This is a genomic window from Rugamonas rubra, from assembly GCF_900114705.1.
Classification (GTDB): Bacteria; Pseudomonadota; Gammaproteobacteria; order Burkholderiales; family Burkholderiaceae_D; genus Rugamonas; species Rugamonas rubra.
Genome location: NZ_FOTW01000007.1, coordinates 173194 through 192253, shown reverse-complemented (window position 1 = coordinate 192253; position 19060 = coordinate 173194). Strand labels below are relative to the sequence as shown.

At 67.4% G+C, this 19060-nt stretch carries 15 protein-coding genes; 11 read left to right on the top strand and 4 right to left on the bottom strand.

What is annotated here, in order from left to right; all coding sequences use genetic code 11:
* Window positions 1-6: 6 nt before the first annotated feature.
* Window positions 7-804 carry a septum site-determining protein MinC gene (gene minC, locus BM252_RS07175; RefSeq protein WP_093385597.1) on the bottom strand — a complete coding sequence of 266 codons (798 nt, stop codon included), beginning with the start codon at window positions 802-804 and terminating at the stop codon, window positions 7-9.
* A 267-nt stretch (window positions 805-1071) separates the two neighbouring features.
* Entirely contained in the window at window positions 1072-3447 is a 2376-nt protein-coding gene (gene metE / locus BM252_RS07170; RefSeq protein WP_093385595.1) for a 5-methyltetrahydropteroyltriglutamate--homocysteine S-methyltransferase, read from the bottom strand.
* Between the two features lie 107 nt (window positions 3448-3554).
* On the opposite strand from metE, the gene BM252_RS07165 reads away from it, so the two are divergent.
* The 10 genes from BM252_RS07165 (at window position 3555) to BM252_RS07120 (ending at window position 14085) form a co-directional block, all read left to right on the top strand.
* Entirely contained in the window at window positions 3555-4463 is a 909-nt protein-coding gene (locus BM252_RS07165; protein WP_093385592.1) for a LysR family transcriptional regulator, read from the top strand.
* Between the two features lie 148 nt (window positions 4464-4611).
* Window positions 4612-4818 carry a hypothetical protein gene (locus BM252_RS07160; RefSeq protein ID WP_139236332.1) on the top strand — a complete coding sequence of 69 codons (207 nt, stop codon included), beginning with the start codon at window positions 4612-4614 and terminating at the stop codon, window positions 4816-4818.
* A gap of 140 nt (window positions 4819-4958) precedes the next feature.
* Window positions 4959-6137, top strand: a complete 1179-nt coding sequence (locus tag BM252_RS07155) for an acetyl-CoA C-acetyltransferase (RefSeq protein ID WP_093385587.1) — start codon at window positions 4959-4961, stop codon at window positions 6135-6137.
* Between the two features lie 121 nt (window positions 6138-6258).
* Window positions 6259-6999, top strand: coding sequence for an acetoacetyl-CoA reductase (phbB, locus tag BM252_RS07150; protein ID WP_093385585.1), 741 nt, complete (start codon window positions 6259-6261; stop codon window positions 6997-6999).
* Window positions 7000-7350: 351 nt separating this feature from the next.
* Complete coding sequence (locus BM252_RS07145; protein ID WP_093385582.1) at window positions 7351-7905, top strand: Panacea domain-containing protein; 555 nt, start codon at window positions 7351-7353, stop codon at window positions 7903-7905.
* Entirely contained in the window at window positions 7898-8314 is a 417-nt protein-coding gene (locus tag BM252_RS29950; RefSeq protein WP_139236330.1) for a hypothetical protein, read from the top strand. The genes BM252_RS07145 and BM252_RS29950 overlap by 8 nt, the downstream gene beginning before the upstream one ends.
* Window positions 8315-8506: 192 nt before the next feature.
* Window positions 8507-11881, top strand: coding sequence for an NPCBM/NEW2 domain-containing protein (locus BM252_RS07135; protein WP_093385577.1), 3375 nt, complete (start codon window positions 8507-8509; stop codon window positions 11879-11881).
* 157 nt (window positions 11882-12038) lie between these two features.
* Window positions 12039-13001, top strand: coding sequence for a prolyl aminopeptidase (pip, locus tag BM252_RS07130; RefSeq protein ID WP_093385575.1), 963 nt, complete (start codon window positions 12039-12041; stop codon window positions 12999-13001).
* A gap of 136 nt (window positions 13002-13137) precedes the next feature.
* Window positions 13138-13581, top strand: a complete 444-nt coding sequence (locus BM252_RS07125; protein ID WP_093385572.1) for a DUF2721 domain-containing protein — start codon at window positions 13138-13140, stop codon at window positions 13579-13581.
* Window positions 13582-13632: 51 nt separating this feature from the next.
* Entirely contained in the window at window positions 13633-14085 is a 453-nt protein-coding gene (locus BM252_RS07120; protein WP_093385569.1) for a hypothetical protein, read from the top strand.
* Window positions 14086-14206: 121 nt separating this feature from the next.
* Here BM252_RS07120 and BM252_RS07115 read toward each other — a convergent pair whose 3' ends face one another.
* Window positions 14207-14776 (bottom strand): SRPBCC family protein, encoded by a 570-nt coding sequence (locus BM252_RS07115; protein WP_342742467.1) that lies wholly within the window; start codon window positions 14774-14776, stop codon window positions 14207-14209.
* 151 nt (window positions 14777-14927) lie between these two features.
* Between BM252_RS07115 and BM252_RS07110 the strand changes: the two genes are divergently transcribed.
* Window positions 14928-16979, top strand: a complete 2052-nt coding sequence (locus BM252_RS07110) for an NADPH-dependent 2,4-dienoyl-CoA reductase (protein ID WP_093385567.1) — start codon at window positions 14928-14930, stop codon at window positions 16977-16979.
* A gap of 194 nt (window positions 16980-17173) precedes the next feature.
* Here BM252_RS07110 and BM252_RS07105 read toward each other — a convergent pair whose 3' ends face one another.
* The gene (locus BM252_RS07105) at window positions 17174-18904 is read right to left on the bottom strand and encodes a cation:proton antiporter domain-containing protein (RefSeq protein WP_093385564.1); all 1731 of its coding nucleotides are present in this window, start codon (window positions 18902-18904) and stop codon (window positions 17174-17176) included.
* Window positions 18905-19060: the final 156 nt, after the last annotated feature.

The window sequence follows — 19060 nt, the reverse complement described above, 5'->3', positions numbered from 1 at the left end:
CGGGGCTTAGGCGCGGGATGCGGAATTGACAGATAGTATATCGATTCGGTCGCCGACCAAGCGAATTTGCGCCGGCACGCGGGCGAACTCGGCGGGGAAACCGTCCTCGAAGGTGCGGTAGACGCCGGCGATCGAGACCAGCTCGGGCGCCATGCCCAGCGCGAAGATGCGGGCGTCGGCGTTGCCGGAGGCGCCGGCCAGGGCGCGTCCGTTCAGCGTGTTGTAGACGTGGATGCTGCCGTCGGCGATGATCTCGGCGCCGTTGTTGACGACGGCGGTGATGATCAGGTCGCAGCCGCGGGCGTAGATGCGCTGGCCGGCGCGCACCGGCGTGTCGATGATCATGGTGCCGGGCGTGAGCAGGGCGGTGGCGGCGCCGGCGTTGGCCAGCGCGGCCGGGCCGGGCACCGGCAGCGGCGCGGCCGGCGCGGCGGCCGGCTTGGCCGGCTTGGCCTCGGCCGCCTCGGCCTCGTCGCGGCGGCGGTTGGCCGGCTCGACGGTCAGGCCGTGGGCGGCGATCGCCGCCGCCATCTCGGGCGCGGCGTTGCGCACCGCCACCGGGTTCAGGCGGTATTGCTTGAGCAGGGCGATGATGCCGTCCCAGTCGACCGGCTCGGCGCCCGGCGCCAGATTGCCGATGTCGATGACGGTCAGGTCGTCCTCGAAAAAGTCGGTGCTGCCGCCGGTCATCTCCTTGAGCGCGGCGTCGAGCGCGATGCGGTCCGCGGTGGAGAGGATGGCGGACACCGCGACCACGGTGGAAATCTTGATCTCGATCGGCTTTTGGAACAGGCTTTTGGACATGGGCGAAATGGTGAGTGGGTCGGCGACAGGCTGGGGCCAGTGTTGCCCTGCGCTGCCGCCTTGGCGATAACGTCGCGCTGATGCGCGGGCACAAGCATTTTACTGTGGAAAGCGGGGAAATGGGAGGGCGCGTGCAATCAAACGGCGCAGCCATGCGGGCTGGCGCGGCGTGCGCGCCGGGGCGGCGGGAGCGACCCCGGGGCCAAGGCAGGGGTCGGACCCCGTACGGGGTCCGACCCCAGGCTTGCGGGGGTGTGTCGACTTGGGCTAGGCGGCCTGCTCGGCGCGCAGCTGGTGCGCCGCCGCCACCATCTGGCGCAGCGCCGCCTCGGTCTCGGCCCAGCCACGGGTCTTCAGGCCGCAGTCCGGGTTGACCCAAAGGTTGCCGGCAGGAATGACCGCGCTGGCCTTGCGCAGCAGGCGCACCATCTCGGCGGCGTCGGGCACGCGCGGCGAGTGGATGTCGTAGACGCCGGGGCCGATCTCGTTGGGGTAGCGGAACTGGCCGAAGCCGGCCAGCAACTCCATGTCCGAGCGGCTGGTCTCGATGGTGATGACGTCGGCGTCCATCGCGGCGATCTGTGGCAGGATGTCGTTGAACTCGGCGTAGCACATGTGGGTGTGGATCTGCGTCGTGTCGGCCGCCGCGCCGGCGGCGACGCGGAAGGCGCGGGTGGCCCAGCCCAGGTACTCGTCCCAGCGGCCGCGGCGCAGCGGCAGGCCCTCGCGCACGGCCGGCTCGTCGATCTGGATGATGGCGATGCCGGCCTGTTGCAGGTCGGCCACCTCGTCGCGGATCGCCAGCGCCAGTTGCAGCGCGGTCCGCGCGCGCGGCTGGTCGTCGCGCACGAAGGACCATTGCAGGATGGTGATCGGGCCGGTCAGCATGCCCTTCATCGGCCGCGCCGTCAGGCTCTGCGCGTGCACCGTCCAGTCCACCGTCATGGCGCGCGGCCGCGCCACGTCGCCGAAGATCACCGGCGGCTTGACGCAGCGCGAGCCGTAGGATTGCACCCAGCCGTAGCGGGTGAAGACGAAGCCGTCGAGCTGCTCGCCGAAGTATTCGACCATGTCGTTGCGCTCGGCCTCGCCGTGCACCAGCACGTCCAGCCCCAGCGCCTCCTGGCGTTGCACGGCGTCGGCGATCTCGGCTTGCATGGCGCCGCGGTACTGGCCGGCGTCCAGTTCGCCGCGCTTGAAGCCGGCGCGGGCGGCGCGGATCGCCGCCGTCTGCGGGAAGGAGCCGATGGTGGTGGTGGGGAACAGCGGCAGGCGCAGCCGTTCGCGCTGCGCCGCCTGGCGCGCGGCGAAGGGGGCGGCGCGGCGGTCGGCGTCGGCCGGCAGCGCGGCCAGGCGGGCCGCCACGGCGGCGTTGTGCACCCGGCCGCTGGCGCGCCGCCCGGCGATGGCGTCGCGCGATTGTTGCAGGGCGGCGGCGGTGTCGGCCCCGGCCAGGGTCTGTTGCAGCAGGGCCAGCTCGGCCAGTTTTTCCGTGGCGCCGGCCAGCCAGCCGCGCACCTCGGCGTCGAGCTGGTCCTCCCCGGCCAGGCTGAACGGCACGTGCAGCAGCGAGCAGGAGGTGGCCAGCCACAGCTTGCCGCCGCGCTTGGCCAGCAGCGGCGCCAGCGCGGCCAGCGCGGCGTCGAGGTCGCTGCGCCAGATGTTGCGGCCGTCGACGATGCCGACCGACAGCACCTTGTGGTGCGGCAGCCAGTCGGCGATGCTGGTCAGCTCGTGGGCGGCGCGCACGCCGTCGACGTGCAGGCCGGCCACCGGCAGGCGGCAGGCCAGGCTCAGGTTCTCCTCCAGCGGCGAGAAATAGGTCGCCAGCAGCAGCGGCACGCCGACCTGGTTCAACTGCCAGTAGGTCGGGTCGAAGGCGCTGCGCCACGCGCCGGGCAGGTCGAGGCCGAGGATGGGCTCGTCGATCTGCACCCAGGCCACGCCCAGCGTCTTCAGCTGGTCGAGCAGGGCGCCGTAGACCGGCAGCAATTGTTGCAGCAGCGACAGGCGGTCGAAGCCGGCCCGCTTGCTCTTGCCCAGCCAGAGGAAGGTCAGCGGTCCCAGCAGCACTGCCTTGACGGCGTGGCCCAGCGCCTGCGCCTCGGCCACCTCGGCCAGCAGGCGTTCGCCAGCCAGCGCGAAGCGGGTCAGCGGCGAGAACTCCGGCACCAGGTAGTGGTAGTTGGTGTCGAACCACTTGGTCATCTCCAGCGCGGCGCCGTGGTGGCCCTCGTGGCCGGACTGCTCGGCCTGGCCGGCATGCTCGGCGCAGGCCGGGTTGCCGCAGGCGGTCGGGGTGGTGCCGTCGCCGTCGGCGCTGTTGCCGACGCCGCGCGCCATGGCGAAGTAGCGTTGCAGCGGCGGCGTGGCCGGCGCGAAGCCGAAGCGCGCCGGCTCGCAGCCGAACAGTTGGATGTGGTTGGCCACCTGGTCGTAGAAGGCGAAGTCGCCGACGGTGACGAAGTCCAGGCCGGCGTCGCGCTGCAGCGCCCAGTGGCGCGCGCGCAGCTCGCGGCCGGTGTGTTCCAGCGCTTCGGCCGTGGTCTCGCCGCGCCAGTGCGACTCCAAGGCCTGCTTCAGTTCGCGCTTGGCGCCGATGCGGGGGAAGCCGGGAATGTGGATTTGTATATTTTTTGTCATGATGTCATTCGCATTTAATAATGGTGCGATAAAGTGTGCCGCAATCTGATTTATAATCAAAACGAAAGATTTTGCGACTTAACATGAAAAGAATTCATACATAAACCATGCTAGAGATTCGCCATCTACGCACCCTGAGCGCGCTGCGCTCGGCCGGCAGCCTGGTGCGGGCCGCGCAACTCCTCAACCTGACCCAGTCGGCCCTGTCGCATCAAATCAAGTTGCTGGAGGATCGCTACGGCGGGCCGCTATTTGAGCGAAAATCGGTGCCGATCGGCTTCACCGCCACCGGTTCCCGCCTGCTCAAGCTGGCCGACCTGCTGCTGCCCGAGATCGAGCAATGCGAGCGCGAGGTGTCGCGCCTGTCGCAGGGCGACCAGGGCCAGTTGCGCGTCGCCTTGGAGTGCCACACCTGTTTCGATTGGTTGATGCCGGTGATGGACGAGTTCCGCCGCCGCTGGCCGGAGGTGGAGATCGACCTGGTGTCGGGCTTCCACAGCGAGCCGGCCGAGCTGCTGCGCAGCGGCGAGGCCGACCTGGTGATCGGCTCGCCCTACGGCCCGGACTTCGCCACCTTCCCCCTGTTCCGCTTCGAGATTTTGGTGGTGATGGCGCAGAAGCACCGCCTGCAGGCCTTGCGCCGGCTGGCCGCCAGCGACTTCGAGGGCGAGACCCTGATCACCTATCCGGTGCCGGAGGCGCGCATCGACTTGATCCGCGAGGTGCTGCGCCCGGCCGGCGTGCAGTTCGAGCGGCGCAGCGCCGAGCTGACGGTGGCCATCCTGCAACTGGTGGCGAGCCGGCGCGGCGTCGCCGCGCTGCCCAACTGGGCCATCAAGAACTATGTCGACTACGACTACGTGGTGGCGCGGCCGGTCGGCGAGCAGGGGCTGTGGAGCGATTTGTTCGTTTCCGTGCCGCTGGCGCTGCAGCAAAAGGCGTATGTGCTGGACTTCGTCAACGTGATACGCGAGCAGTGCGCCGGCACGCTGGATGGTATCAAATTATTATCGTGACTTTTTGTTACTGTTTATTCAGAATGCAAACAATGGTTTGATTTTGATCAAGGCCAAGTTGGAAGGCGGCCCTTAGCATGGGTGGCTGTGTGGTGAGAACGACACGTTTGAACGGCAGGGCAATTCAATCAATATGATAGGGAACGCCATGTTTATTTTTTCTGAACAATTCGTGATCGCCGGACGGGCCCTATATGAGGCGCAACTGGCTAGTTTCCATGCTCTCACCGAGGCGGCCTTCGACAACGGCATGGCCGAGGTCGAGCGCAATGTGGAAACTTTCCGCAGCTCGCTGGCGGAAAGCACCGTCGCCACTCGCCAGTTGCTTGTTGCCCAACAGGAAGCCCTACCTTAGTTTTCCCAAATACCGCCCGCGCAAGCGTGGCGGAGGCGTATGATAAAAATTAGACAGCGCCCCGCGAACGGGGCTGGCACTAGCTTTGGAGCAATTTTGGCAGGACCGATTGTGGCTTAACCTTAGTATTGGAGATATAAATGGATGAGGTAGTTATTGTGGCCGCCGGCCGCACTGCGGTTGGCAAGTTTGGTGGTAGCCTGGCCAAGATTCCGGCGTCCGAACTGGGCGCCCACGTCATCAAGGGTCTGCTGGCGCAGACCGGCATCGATCCCAACCTGATCAGCGAAGCCATCCTCGGCCAAGTGCTGACCGCCGCCGTCGGCCAGAATCCGGCGCGCCAGGCCGTCATCAAGGCGGGCCTGCCGAGCAGCATCCCGGCCTACACCATCAACAAGGTCTGCGGCAGCGGCCTGAAGGCCACCCACCTGGCGGCCCAGGCGATCAAATGCGGCGACGCCAACATCATCATCGCCGGCGGCCAGGAAAACATGAGCGCCGCGCCGCACGCCCTGAACGGCTCGCGCGACGGCTTCCGCATGGGCGACGCCAAGATGGTCGACACCATGATCGTCGACGGCCTGTGGGACGTCTACAACCAGTACCACATGGGCGTCACCGCCGAGAACGTCGCGAAGAAATACGAGATCTCGCGCACCGAGCAGGACGAGTTCGCGCTGCAATCGCAGCTGAAGGCGGAAGCGGCGCAAAAGGCCGGCAAGTTCAAGGACGAGATCCTGCCGCTGGAGATCGTGCAGAAGAAGGGCAACATCGTCTTCGACAATGACGAATACGTCAAAGCCGGTTCGACCATCGAGTCGCTGTCGTCGCTGCGTCCGGCCTTCGACAAGGCCGGCAGCGTCACCGCCGGCAACGCCTCGGGCATCAACGACGGCGCCGCCGCCGTCATCATGATGTCGGCCAAGCAGGCCAAGGAGCTGGGCCTGACCCCGCTGGCCCGCGTCAAGGCCTACGCCTCGTCCGGCATCGACCCGACCATCATGGGCATGGGCCCCGTCTCGGCCTCGCGCCTGTGCCTGAAAAAGGCCGGCTGGACCCCGGACGACCTGGACCTGATGGAGATCAACGAGGCCTTCGCCGCCCAGGCCATCGCCGTCAACAAGGAGATGGGCTGGGATACCAGCAAGATCAACGTCAATGGCGGCGCGATCGCCATCGGCCACCCGATCGGCGCGTCCGGCGCCCGCATCCTGGTGACCCTGCTGCACGAGATGGTGCGGCGCGACGCCAAGAAGGGCCTGGCCTCGCTGTGCATCGGCGGCGGCATGGGCGTGGCGCTGGCCATCGAGCGCGCGTAAGCAAAACGGCGGGCGGCGGCCGGCCCCTTCGGTCCGCCCGCCGCCCGCCGGCAAGATTCTGCACGGTGTCGATTTAGTACCATTTTCTTATTGGCTGTTGAACAACTGAGGGGACATAAAAATGGCAAGAGTTGCATTGGTAACCGGTGGCATGGGCGGTCTGGGCGAGGCGGTGTGTTTCAAGCTGGCCGCACTGGGCTATAACGTGGTCACGACGTATTCCCCTGGCAATCAAAAAGTAGAATCCTGGCTGGCGACCACGCGCGACCAGGGCTACAACTTCCGCGCCTATCCTTGCGATGTGGCCGACTACGATTCGGCCCAGGCCTGCGTGGCGGCGATCGAGAAGGACATCGGCCCGATCGATGTGCTGGTCAACAACGCCGGCATCACGCGCGACATGACGTTCAAGAAGATGGACAAGCCGAACTGGGACGCCGTCATGGCCACCAATCTGGACTCCGTCTTCAACATGACCAAACCGGTCTGCGACGGCATGGTCGAGCGCGGCTGGGGCCGCATCATCAACATCTCGTCGGTCAACGGCCAGAAGGGCGCCTTCGGCCAGACCAACTATTCGGCCGCCAAGGCCGGCATGCACGGCTTCACCAAGGCGCTGGCGCTGGAAGTGGCGCGCAAGGGCGTGACCGTCAACACCATTTCGCCGGGCTACATCGGCACCAAGATGGTGATGGAGATCCCGCAGGAAGTGCTCGACTCGAAGATCATCCCGCAGATCCCGATGGCCCGCCTGGGCAAGCCGGAGGAAGTGGCCGGCCTGGTGGCCTACCTGTCGTCGGACGAGGCGGCCTTCGTCACCGGCGCCAACATCGCCATCAACGGCGGCCAGCACATGTCCTAAACGCCGCGGCCGTGCCGGGCGACCGGCACGCGCGCCATGGCGAAAAATGCCGCCCGGTTGAACAAACCGGGCGGCATTTTCATTTGTGGTCGTCGATGTGGGATTGCTGCCTGTTTTCCTTCCGTCATCAAGTCAGGAATATCTGATGACATTTTGAGGCCTGTTCAGTGAGTTCGTGGGCGCGCCTATTCTCGCCCGATCGAATGTGGACTATAGTGAGAAGTGAGTATTTTGCTAGAAGTTGATGAAAATAATGTGATTTCTAGCTATAGTTTCCGGTTTTGCTAATTTCTCTGACGGGGATTCCGCATCGAAAACCGGCGTGTGTTCGTGCGGTAAAAAGGGGAAGTCATGTTCAAGGAGCGCAAAGCGGCGCAAATGGCTGCGGCCCTGCTGAGCAAAGCAGGTGGCAGCCTCAACGTTCTCAAGCTGACCAAGCTCCTCTATTTGGTCGAGCGCGAGGCGATGAAGCTGCATGGTTTCCAAATTTCGGACGACAACATGGTGTCGATGCCGAAGGGGCCGGTTTTGTCGCAAACACTGGATTTGACCAACGGCGCCCGGGAGTCGCCGGCCTGGGAGCATTTTGTTGAGGATCGGGAATCGCACGAAGTACGGCTCAAGCGAGCGGTGTCGCGCGCAGACTTGTCCGGTATCAGCGATGCCGAGTTGGAGGTGTTGGACGCGGTTTGGAGGGAGTTTGGCAACAAGGACCAGTGGCAATTGGTTGAATTCACGCATGACCAATGCGGCGAATGGGAGGACCCAGATGGCTCGTCGCTGCCCATTCCACCCAAGCGGGTGTTTCTCGCCTTGGGCAAGTCGGCAGCGCAGGCAGACCTGTTGGACAAGGAATTGCGGGCCCAGAAGCATTTTGATGCGCTCTTGCAGGACATGGATGGTTGATGTGGCGAATCAAGCGCGATTTCCTGTCTGTCAACGCGATGCTTTTTTGATTCCTTCAGACCCCGGTATTCCGCAGGCGGATTATCACCTGTTCGTCGTACTAACCGATCCGGCAAAAAACGATTCCGTTTTGATGGTCAACGCCACCTCTTGCCATCCAGGCGTACCCCATGACCCCACTTGCCTCCTGCAAGTCGGTGACCATCCGTTTATTCGCCATACGAGTTACATACTTTACGCCAAGGCGCGTATCGTTTCGCAGAAACGTCTGCAGACATTGATCGCTGCCCAGACGGTCATTCCGCGTCCGCCAAAAATTTCCCAAGCCGTGTTTGAGCGGATTGTCGCCGGCCTGGGCGGCGCCCATGCCAATCCGGAGCATCTTGCCTTCTACAACGCCAACAAGTAGCGCGCCGATGCCAAGGTACATGGGCCACACACACGGGCCATATTATCGGCAACGGTGCCGGTTCCTGCCAACAAGCTGGTGGAGCGCCCAGGGAAGTTCTGTTCACTCGGCGGTGTCGCCCGCACTGCAACTAGCCATTTCCGGCAAGCTTGTGTACATTGCAAGCCACCCCACACTAGACCGGACTGATCCATGCTGCCTGTGTTCCGCAAGACCCTGCTCGCCAGCGCCGCGCTGCTGGCGCTGGCCGCCACCGTTCCCGCTCCCGCGACGGCCGCGCCGGTCGGCAACCTGAGCCGGGTCAGCAGCCAGCCCGGCGCCGTCGAGCTGGGCACCGACCGTGGCGTCACCGTGCGCGTCGAGCTGCTGCGGCCGGACGTGTTCCGCATCTGGGCCGGCCCGGCCGGCAAACTCACCGGCTCCGGCGACAAGGCCGCGCCCATCGTCTTCAAAACCGACTACCAGGCGCCCGTGTTCACGCTGGCCGACCAGGGCGACCACCAACTGATCCGCACCTCGGCGCTGGCGCTGCGCGTCTACAAGAAGCCGCTGCGCTTCGCCCTCTACCAGGCCGACAACGCCATGCTGGTGTGGCAGGAGCAGCAGCCGCTCGAACTGTCGGCCGAGGGCAGCTTCCAGACCCTGTCGACCGGCGCGGCCGAGCACTTCTTCGGCGGCGGCCAGCAGAACGGCGCCTTCGACTTCAAGGGCAAGTCGCTCGAGGTGTCGTATTCGGGCGGCTGGGAGGAGGGCGACCGCCCCAGCCCGGCGCCGTTCTACATGAGCAGCCGCGGCTACGGCGTGCTGCGCAACACCTGGAGCAACGGCAGCTACGACTTCCGCTCCGACGAGTTCATCACCGCCAGCCACCGCGAGCATCGCTTCGACGCCTACTACTTCGCCGGCGGCAGCATCCAGTCGGTGCTGGCCGCCTACACCGAGCTGACCGGCCGCGCCGCGCTGCTGCCGCGCTGGGCCTATGAATACGGCGACGCCGACTGCTACAACGACCAGGACAACGCGCGCAAACCCGGCACCGTGCCGCGCGGCTGGCGCGACGGCCCGAGCGGCAGCACGCCGGACGTGGTCGAGTCGGTGGCGGCGCAGTACCGCGCCCACGACATGCCGGGCGGCTGGATCCTGCCCAACGACGGCTACGGCTGCGGCTACACCGACCTGCCCCAGGTGGTCGAGGGGCTGAAAAAGCACGGCTTCCGCACCGGCCTGTGGACCGAGAACGGCGTCGACAAGATCAAGTGGGAGGTCGGCAGCGCCGGCACGCGCGCGCAGAAGCTGGACGTGGCCTGGACCGGCCAGGGCTACCAGTTCGCGCTGGACGCCAACCAGGCCGCCGCCCAGGGCATCCTCGACAACTCGGACGCCCGCCCCTTCCTGTGGACCGTGATGGGTTGGGCCGGCATGCAGCGCTACGCCGTCACCTGGACCGGCGACCAGAGCGGCAGCTGGGACTACATCCGTTGGCACATCCCGACGCTGATCGGCTCCGGCCTGTCCGGCCAGGCCTACGCCACCGGCGACGTCGACGGCATCTTCGGCGGCAGCCCCGAAACCTTCACCCGCGACCTGCAGTGGAAGGCCTTCACGCCGGTGTTGATGGGCATGTCCGGCTGGTCCAAGGCCGAGCGCAAGCATCCGTGGTGGTTCGACGAACCCTACCGCAGCATCAACCGCGACTATCTGAAGCTGAAGATGCGCCTGATGCCCTATATGTACACCTACGCCCGCCAGGCCGAGCAGAGCGGCGCGCCCATCGTGCGCGGCCTGATGTGGGACCACCCGAACGACCCGCACGCCAACGACGAGAGCCACAAATACCAGTTCTTCCTCGGCCGCGACTTCCTCGTCGCGCCGGTCTACCGCAGCCAAGCCGCCAGCAAGGGCTGGCGCAACAACGTCTACCTGCCACAGGGCCGGTGGATCGACTATTGGGACGGCCGCGTCGTCGAGGCCGGCGCCGCCGGCCAGCTGCTCGACTACCCTGTGACGCTGGAGCGCCTGCCGGTGCTGGTGCGCGCCGGCGCCATCATCCCCATGTACCCGAGCGCCTTGTATGACGGCCAGGTGGCCAAGGACGTGCTGACGCTGGACATCTACCCGCACGGCGACTCCTCCTTCACGCTCTACGAGGACGACGGCGAAACGCGGCGCTACCAACAGGGCGCCCATAGCAGCCAGCAGATCGACGTGCGCGCGCCGACCGGGCAGGCCGGCGACATCGCCGTCGACATCGGCGCCGTGCGCGGCGAGTACGCCGGTCAGGAGCTGCGCCGCGCGCTGCGCCTGCAGCTGCACACCCGCGTCAAACCGCGCGCCGTGGCGCTGGACGGCGCCGCGCTGGCCGAACTGACCACGCTGGAGCAGTTCGAGCAGGGCGGCGCCGGCTGGTTCTACGACGCCGCCGCCAAATTCGGCACGGTGCTGGTCAAGACCGCGCCGCGCGACATCCGCCAGGCCGCCCGGGTGGCGCTGCACATCGACGCCGGCGCCGCGCTGGCGCAAACGCCGGCCTTCGGCCGCGCCCCCGACCTGGGCAACGCCGTCTCGGCCGACAGCCTGATGGTGCTGGGCCGTCCCGCCGAGGAACCCGGCCACCCGCTGGAGAACGCCTTCGATGACAAGCCCGACACCTGGTTCCGCACCGTGCGCGACCAGTCGATCAAGACCGGCGCCCACGAGTTCTCGCTGGCGCTGGGCGAGCGCCGCATGGTCGGTGGCTTCGAGATCGCGCCGCGCAACGACCAGCATTGGAAGAGCGGCCAGGTGCGCGACTTCGAGGTCTACCTGGCCGACCGCAACGGCGAGTGGGGCGCGCCGGTGCACAGCGGCCGGCTGGCGCTGAACCAGGGCCGGCAGAAGGTCGAGTTCGCGCCGCACGCCGGCAGCCTGCTGCGTTTCCGCGTGCTCAGCACCCAGGAGCAGGCCGAGGACGAGGCGGTGCAGGACCCGATGGTGACGGCCTCGAGCAGCAATCCGAACGAGGCCGCCGGCGCCAAGCCGGCGCGCGCCTTCAACGCCTTTCTGCCGGCGCAGGTGAACCCGGTGACGATCTCCGAGTTCCGCGTGCTGGAGGCGCCGTTGCCGACCCGGCCGGCGCGCCAGCTCTACCTGTCCGACGCCACGCCCGACGCCGCCAGCAACAGCGCCGGCCCGGTGGCCAGGGACCAGGCCGGCGGCGCCGGCGCCAAGGGCCGGCCGCTGCAAATGAACGGGCTGAAGTTCCGCAAGGGCCTCGGCGTGGCGGCCGTGAGCCGGCTCGACTACCGCCTGCGCGGCGACTGGCAGCTGTTCCGCGCCGACGTCGGCATCGACGACAGCTGCCGCCAGGCCGGCGGCCTGCAGTTCCAGGTGTGGGGCGACGACAAGCTGCTGTTCGACAGCGGCCTGCTCGCCGCGCCGGCCGTGCTCAAACCGGAGCTGGACGTGCGCGGCATCGCCCGGCTCAGCCTGCGCACCCTGGGCGCCGGCGGCAAGGACGCCGCCAAGGTCTGCGCCAACTGGGCCAACGCCAGCCTGATCGGCTTCAGCGGCGACCGGGCCGGCAAGTAGGGCGACGGCGAGCCAGTGGCAACGAGGCAGGGTCAGACCCTAGGGACTCGGCGTCCCCGTCTGACCCTTGGTTCGCACCGTCTGGCTTGGACGATTTCCACCATCCCCGCCGCCGCGCGGCTCTAGTACAATCAAGGCTTGACCGCAAAGGATAGCCATGTTCGACCCCACCTCGCCGCTGTTCCCGCCCGTCCAACCGACCCGGCAAGGCATGCTGGCGGTCGACGACCTGCACACCATCTACTGGGAGGAGGTCGGCAATCCGGCCGGCGTGCCCGTGCTGTTCCTGCACGGCGGCCCCGGCGCCGGCCTGTCGCCGCAGCACCGCCGCTTCTTCGACCCCAAGCACTACCGCGTGGTGCTGTTCGACCAGCGCGGCGCCGGCAAGTCGACCCCGCTGGGCGAGTGCCGCAACAACACCACCCAGCTGCTGATCGAGGACATCGAGCGCCTGCGAGTCCTGTTCGGCATCGAGCAATGGCTGGTGTTCGGCGGCTCCTGGGGCTCGACGCTGGCGCTGGCCTACGGCCAGGCCCACCCCGAGCGCTGCCTCGGCTTCGTCCTGCGCGGCATCTTCCTCTGCACCCAGGCCGAGATCGACTGGTTCCTGCACGGCGTGCAGTGGTTCTACCCCGAGCTGTACGACGAGTTCGTCGCCCCCATCCCGCCCGAGCAGCGCGCCGGCCCGGCCCTGCTGCAGGCCTACGTCGAGCGCATCATGAGCGCCGACCCGGCGGTGCACTGGCCGGCGGTGCGCGCCTGGAGCCGCTTCGAGGGGCGCCGCGTGTTCCTGCTGCCGCAGGCCGAGGAGCAGCCCTGCGACGCCCTCGACCTGGGCGTCGGCCGCCTCGAGTCGCACTACATGGCCAACCTCGGCTTCTTCGACGACGACCAGCTGATCCGCGACATCGGCCGCATCGCCCACCTGCCGGCGGTGATCGTGCAGGGCCGCTACGACGTGATCTGCCCGCCGCTGGCGGCCCACCGCCTGCACCAGGCCTGGCCCGGCGCGCTGCTGACGATGGTGCCCGACGCCGGCCACGGCGCCATGGAGAAGGGCATCTCGCGCGCGCTGGTCGGCGCCACCGAGCAGTTCAAGCGCATGGGCCACTTCGATTAAGGCGCGGCAAAGCGGCGAATTGGCCGGCGCGCGGCGCGGGCTGCTACACTAACGCCTGATCTGCAACCAAGCAACATCGAGCCAGCCCGTTAGCAGTCGAACAAGTGGCCAACCAGAGACCAGCAAGAACGCATTCATGAACATCCAGATCGGCGACGTCGGCCACATCATTCAACTGGCGATCGCGCCGGTCTTCCTGCTATCCGGGGTCTGCACCAACCTGGTGGTGCTGACCAACCGCCTGGCGCGCATCATCGACCGCTCGCGCGTGCTGGAGGACCGGCTCGACATCGGCTACAGCGACGTCTACCTGAACGAGCTCGACGTGCTGTACAGCCGCTCGCGGCTGATCAACATGTCGATCACCCAGTCGACCGCCTGCGGCCTGCTGGTTTGCTTGGTCATCGCCATGCTGTTCCTGGGCGACATCCTCAACCTCGCCTTGGACAAGTACGTCGCCGGCATGTTCGTCGGCGCGATGCTGTGCCTGATCGCCAGCTTCGTGCTACTGCTGCGCGAGATCGCCATCGCCTCGGCGGCGATGCGCTCGCACCGCCACGTGCGCCAACCGATAAAATAACACCGCAGGGCGGCGCCGCGCGCCGTCCTTCTCACCGAATTGAGTACCGATATGCACGATTACCAACGTCCCCCGACCCTGCACCGCTACGGCGTGCGCGAAGACTTGCAACTGGCGCTGACCGAAGGCCAGTTCATCCTGCGCCCGGCCTCCAACTGCCTGACCCTGAGCTTCTCCACCGTGTGGGAGCGCAAGCTGTTCGACCTGTTCTCGGCCGACAGCTGCCTGATCATCCACAACACCGAGGAATTCGGCGAGCGCCTGCACCGCGCCGTGCAGCGCACCCTGCCCAGCTGGGCGGGCATCGACGGCGTGGTCGAATACGGCACCCGCGCCGCGCTGGGCGCCACCTTCACCAAAACGGCCGCCGAGGCGCCCGAGCACGAGTGGCTGTTCGCCTGGCGCGCCATGCAGAGCAAGCTGAGCCTGAATCCGGTGCTGATCAAAATCGGCAGCCTGGAGAACTTCGCCGAGCTGCGCGACCGCGACACCTACCTGGCCTGAGCGGGGGCGTCTCAACCCCCAACGTCCGTTTGAGCGGGACGCCGGCCGTGGCGCATAGGGGTCGGACCCCGGATGGGGTCTGACCCCAGGTTTTCCGGGGTGTTTTGACTGCAAGGCCCGGCTAGTCGCGCTTGCCGTCGATGCGCGCCAGCACGGCCGCCATCATGCGCTCGATGTCGCCGCGGATGATCTTGATGCCGAGCAGGCCCGGCACGTAGAAGTTGGGGATCAGCCGGCCGCTGTAGACCACCCGCGTGCCGCCCGTCTCGGGAATCGGCACCAGTTCCCAGTGCGACTCGTAGTGCTTCATGTCGCCCGACACCAGGGCGATGTCGATGGCCGTCATCGGCGTTTCGGTGGCGCGCACCACCAGATGGATCGACTTGGACATGAACAGGAAGCGCGCCGTGCCGAACTGCTCGACGATCACCTCGTTGCCGTTGCGCGCCAGGACCTTGCAGGAGGCCAGGTCGGGCACGAACTCGCTCATTTTTTCGTAGCCGGTCAGCACCCGCCACACCGCCGCCGGCGACGCCGCCACGGTGCCCGTCGCGTCCACCTCGAACATGTGCAGCGCATCGAGTTCCACCCGGATCACAGCCACCTCCAGCTTGGGCAATTCCGCCTTGCTCGTCTGCGCCATCACGGCGGGCGCCACGCCGATCATCAGGAACAGGAAGAATCGCATCATATTTCCAGCGTAAGGGAAAGGGTGGCAGAATACAAGAGCGGCACGTGGCGGTTACAAAATAGCCTGGCGGCGGTTTAGAACCACGGGTCTAGAGATTTAGGTTGTAATGCGGGCACTTCCGGTCACCACGTCGACGACTCTAAAAACCATAATGACAACTTCTCGCTATCCCCACCTGCTGGCCCCCCTCGACCTCGGCTTCACCACGCTGCGCAACCGCGTCATCATGGGTTCGATGCACACCGGGTTGGAGGACCGCTTTTACAATTATGGCAAGCTGGCCGCCTTCTACCGCGAGCGGGCGCGCGGCGGCGTCGGCCTGATCGTCACCGGCGGCATCTCGCCCAACCGCTCCGGCTGGCTGCTGCCGATGGGCGGCACGCTCAACTTCAAGGGCGACGTGTTCAACCACCGCCGTGTCACCAGCGCGGTGCACGAGGAGGGCGGCAAGATCCTCATGCAGATCCTGCACGCCGGCCGCTACGGCTACCAGCCCTTCGTCGTCTCCGCCTCGGCGCAGAAGTCGCCGATCTCGCCGTTCAAGCCGCGCGCGTTGAGCGAGGCCGGCATCCTGCAAACCATCCGCGACTACGCCCGCTGCGCCAAACTGGCGCGCGACGCCGGCTACGACGGCATCGAGGTGATGGGCAGCGAGGGTTATCTGCTCAACCAGTTCCTCTGCGCCCGCACCAACCTGCGCACCGACCGCTGGGGCGGCAGCATCGAGAACCGCATGCGCCTGCCGGTGGAGATCGTCAAGGCCATCCGCGCCGCCGTCGGCAGCGACTTCATCATCATGTACCGCCACTCGCTGCTCGACCTGGTCGACGGCGGCAACACCTGGGACGACGTGGTGGCGGTGGCCAAGGCGCTGCAGCACGCCGGCGTCAACATCCTCAACACCGGCTTCGGCTGGCACGAGGCGCGCGTGCCGACCATCGTCACCTCGGTGCCGCGCGGCGCCTTCGCCAGCGTGGCCGGCCGGCTGCGCCGCGAGGTCACCATCCCCGTGGTGGCGTCGAACCGCATCAACATGCCGCAGGAGGCCGAGGGCATCCTGCAGCGCGGCGAGGCCGACATGGTGTCGATGGCGCGGCCCTTCCTGGCCGACCCGCAGTTCGTCGTCAAGGCCGCCGAGGGGCGCGCCGACGAGATCAACACCTGCATCGGCTGCAACCAGGCCTGCCTCGACCACACCTTCGCCAACAAGCGCGCCAGCTGCCTGGTCAACCCGCGCGCCTGCCACGAGACCGAGCTGGTCTACGCCAAGAGCGCCAAGCCGCGGCGCGTCGCCGTGGTCGGCGCCGGCCCGGCCGGCCTGTCGGCGGCCACGGTGGCGGCCGAATGCGGCCACCAGGTCACGCTGTTCGATTCGAGCGACAGCATCGGCGGCCAGTTCAAGATCGCCATGCAGATCCCCGGCAAGGAGGAGTTCGCCGAGACCATCCGCTACTTCGGCCGCAAGCTCGAACTGGTCGGCGTCGAGCTCAAACTGAACCAGCGCGTCAGCCGCGAGCAGCTGCTGGCCGGCGGCTTCGACGAGGTGATCGTCGCCACCGGGATCAAGGTGCGCCGTCCGCCGATCGAGGGCATCAACCATCCGAAGGTGCTGTCCTACATCGACGTGTTGCAGAACAAGGCGCCGGTCGGCAAGCGCGTCGCCATCATCGGCGCCGGCGGCATCGGCTTCGACGTCGCCGAATTCCTGCTGCACGACCCCAAGCACGCGCTGCCGCTGGCGCTGGACGTCTGGGCCAAGGAGTGGGGCGTCGACCTGAAGGCCGATACCTGCGGCGGCCTGGTGGCGCCGGCGCCGGCCGAGCCGGTGCGGCAGATCTACCTGATGCAGCGCAAGGCCTCGAAGCTGGGCGCCGGCCTGGGCAAGACCTCCGGCTGGGTGCACCGCGCCACGCTGGCGCGCAACGGCGTGGTGATGCTGGCCGGCGTGCAGTACCACAAGGTCGACGACCACGGCCTGCACGTCACCGTGGCCGGCGAGGAGCGCATGCTGGCGGTCGACAACGTGGTGGTCTGCGCCGGCCAGGACAGCCTGACCGAGTTGATGCCGAGCGAGGAAGAGGCCAAGGCCGAGCAGGCCAAGGGCGGCCCGCGCTTCCACAAGATCGGCGGCGCCGCGCTGGCGGCCGAGCTCGACGCCAAGCGCGCCATCAAGGAGGGCGCCGAGCTGGCCGCGCGCCTGTAGTACCAACGTACCAACGTACCAACGTACCAACGGGGTCAGTGCCGACATTCGGACACGAACTCGGCAGTAATCCGACGGTTTCACTCGGCAAGTACCAGCGGGGGCAGTGCCGACAATCGCACTAATGTTGCTTTCCTGACGGGCGTTCTACTTGAGCTCGTGTCCGAATGTCGGCACTGACCCCGCCTGTTGGGTTAGTGGCCGTGGCCGCGCTCGGCGCCGGCGGCGACGCCGTCGAGCACCGACTGCGCCATGCCCTTGGCCAGCTCGTGCTCGCCGATGTAGATCTGGCCGGCGCGCTCGGCGCGCAGCAGCTCGGCCTCGGCCTCGTTGTGGGTGCGCACCACGGTGTGGATGTGCGGGTTGAGCGCGCGCGCCGTGGCGATCATGGCGCGCACGTCGAAGGTGTCCGGCGTGGCGATCACCAGCACGCTGGCGCGCGCCACGTGGGCCTGGATCAGCACCGCCGGCTCGCCGCCGTTGCCGGCCACGGCGGGGATGCCGTCCTTGCGCAGCTGGTCGACGATCTCGCGGTTTTGCTCGGCCACGACGAAGGCGATGCCGCGCTCGGTGAGCGTGCGGGCGATGCGCCGGCCGACCCGGCCGTAACCGACCAGCACCACCTGGCCGGCCAGCTTCTCCTGCGGCACCGAGGTCGGCAGCTCGGCCAGCGGGTCGGTGGAGCGGTCGAACTTGGCGGCCAGGCCGGCGTCCTTGCCGAGCCAGCGCTCGAGCGGCTTGGTGGCGCGGATCACCAGCGGGTTGAGGCCGATGGAGATGATGGCGCCGGCCAGGATCAGGCTCTGCCCCTCGGCCGGCATCAGGCCGAGCGACAGGCCGAGCGCGGCCAGGATGAAGGAGAACTCGCCGATCTGCGCCAAGCTGGCCGAGACCATCAGCGCCGTCTTGGCCGGGTAGCGCAGCAGCAGCACCAGCACGAAGGCGGCCAGCGATTTGCCGAGCACGATGATGGCCACCACGGCCAGCAGCTTGAGCGGCTGCTCGAGCACGATGGACGGCTCGAACAGCATGCCGACCGAGACGAAGAACAGCACGGCGAAGGCGTCGCGCAGCGGCAGCGACTCCTCGGCGGCGCGGTGGCTCAGCTCGGACTCGCGCAGCATCATGCCGGCAAAGAAGGCGCCCAGCGCGAAGGAGACGCCGAACAGATGCGTCGACAAATAGGCGATGCCGACGGCGGCGGCGATCACGCACAGGGTGAACAGCTCGCGCGAGCCGGTGCGCGCCACCTGCCACAAGATCCACGGGAACAGCCGGCGGCCGACCACCAGCATCAGCGCGATGAAGGCGCCGACCATGCCCAGCGTGGTGCCGAGCGCGCGCCACAGGCCCGGTTCGGCGGCGGCGGCGCCGCGCGCCAGTTCCGGCGCCGTGCCGCCCAGCGAGACGGCGAACGGCGGCAGCAGCACCAGCACCAGCACCGTCACCAGGTCCTCGACCACCAGCCAGCCGACGGCGATGCGGCCGTTCAGCGTGTCGAGAATGCCGCGCTCCTCCAACGCGCGCAGCAGCACCACCGTGCTGGCCACCGACAGCGCCAGGCCGAACACCAGCCCGCCGCCCAAACTCCAACCCCAAAAGTGGGCCAGCGCCATGCCCAGCGCGGTGGCCACGGCGATCTGCAGCACCGCGCCGGGCAGGGCGATGCGGCGCACCTCCCACAGGTCGTCGAGCGAGAAGTGCAGGCCGACGCCGAACATCATCAACATCACGCCGATTTCGGCCAGCTGGCCGGCCAGCGCCGTGTCGGCGACGAAGCCGGGCGTGGCCGGGCCGATCAGGATGCCGGCCGCCAGATAGCCGACCAGGGTCGGCAGCTTCAGGCGCGTGGCGACAAAGCCGAACAGGAGGCCGAAACCAAGGGCGGCGGCGATGGTGGTGATCAGGCTGATGTTGTGGGGCATGCGTGCGGGGCTCCTGCTGGAATGGATCGATAGCAGCAGCGTAGCACGATAGTGGCGGGGGGGCGCTGCGGGGGCGTCACCTCAACCCGCAGGCGAAGAGTTGGGGACGGAACCCGTGCCGGGTCCGTCCCCGGGTTCGCGCCGCTGGGTTGCGGC

Excerpts from the sequence above, each read along its gene's own strand:
- minC (WP_093385597.1), bottom strand. The coding sequence starts at position 804 with ATGTCCAAAAGCCTGTTCCAAAAGCCGATCGAGATCAAGATTTCCACC.
- metE (WP_093385595.1), bottom strand. The coding sequence starts at position 3,447 with ATGACAAAAAATATACAAATCCACATTCCCGGCTTCCCCCGCATCGGC.
- BM252_RS07165 (WP_093385592.1), top strand. The coding sequence starts at position 3,555 with ATGCTAGAGATTCGCCATCTACGCACCCTGAGCGCGCTGCGCTCGGCC.
- BM252_RS07160 (WP_139236332.1), top strand. The coding sequence starts at position 4,612 with ATGTTTATTTTTTCTGAACAATTCGTGATCGCCGGACGGGCCCTATAT.
- BM252_RS07155 (WP_093385587.1), top strand. The coding sequence starts at position 4,959 with ATGGATGAGGTAGTTATTGTGGCCGCCGGCCGCACTGCGGTTGGCAAG.
- phbB (WP_093385585.1), top strand. The coding sequence starts at position 6,259 with ATGGCAAGAGTTGCATTGGTAACCGGTGGCATGGGCGGTCTGGGCGAG.
- BM252_RS07145 (WP_093385582.1), top strand. The coding sequence starts at position 7,351 with ATGTTCAAGGAGCGCAAAGCGGCGCAAATGGCTGCGGCCCTGCTGAGC.
- BM252_RS29950 (WP_139236330.1), top strand. The coding sequence starts at position 7,898 with ATGGTTGATGTGGCGAATCAAGCGCGATTTCCTGTCTGTCAACGCGAT.
- BM252_RS07135 (WP_093385577.1), top strand. The coding sequence starts at position 8,507 with ATGCTGCCTGTGTTCCGCAAGACCCTGCTCGCCAGCGCCGCGCTGCTG.
- pip (WP_093385575.1), top strand. The coding sequence starts at position 12,039 with ATGTTCGACCCCACCTCGCCGCTGTTCCCGCCCGTCCAACCGACCCGG.
- BM252_RS07125 (WP_093385572.1), top strand. The coding sequence starts at position 13,138 with ATGAACATCCAGATCGGCGACGTCGGCCACATCATTCAACTGGCGATC.
- BM252_RS07120 (WP_093385569.1), top strand. The coding sequence starts at position 13,633 with ATGCACGATTACCAACGTCCCCCGACCCTGCACCGCTACGGCGTGCGC.
- BM252_RS07115 (WP_342742467.1), bottom strand. The coding sequence starts at position 14,776 with ATGATGCGATTCTTCCTGTTCCTGATGATCGGCGTGGCGCCCGCCGTG.
- BM252_RS07110 (WP_093385567.1), top strand. The coding sequence starts at position 14,928 with ATGACAACTTCTCGCTATCCCCACCTGCTGGCCCCCCTCGACCTCGGC.
- BM252_RS07105 (WP_093385564.1), bottom strand. The coding sequence starts at position 18,904 with ATGCCCCACAACATCAGCCTGATCACCACCATCGCCGCCGCCCTTGGT.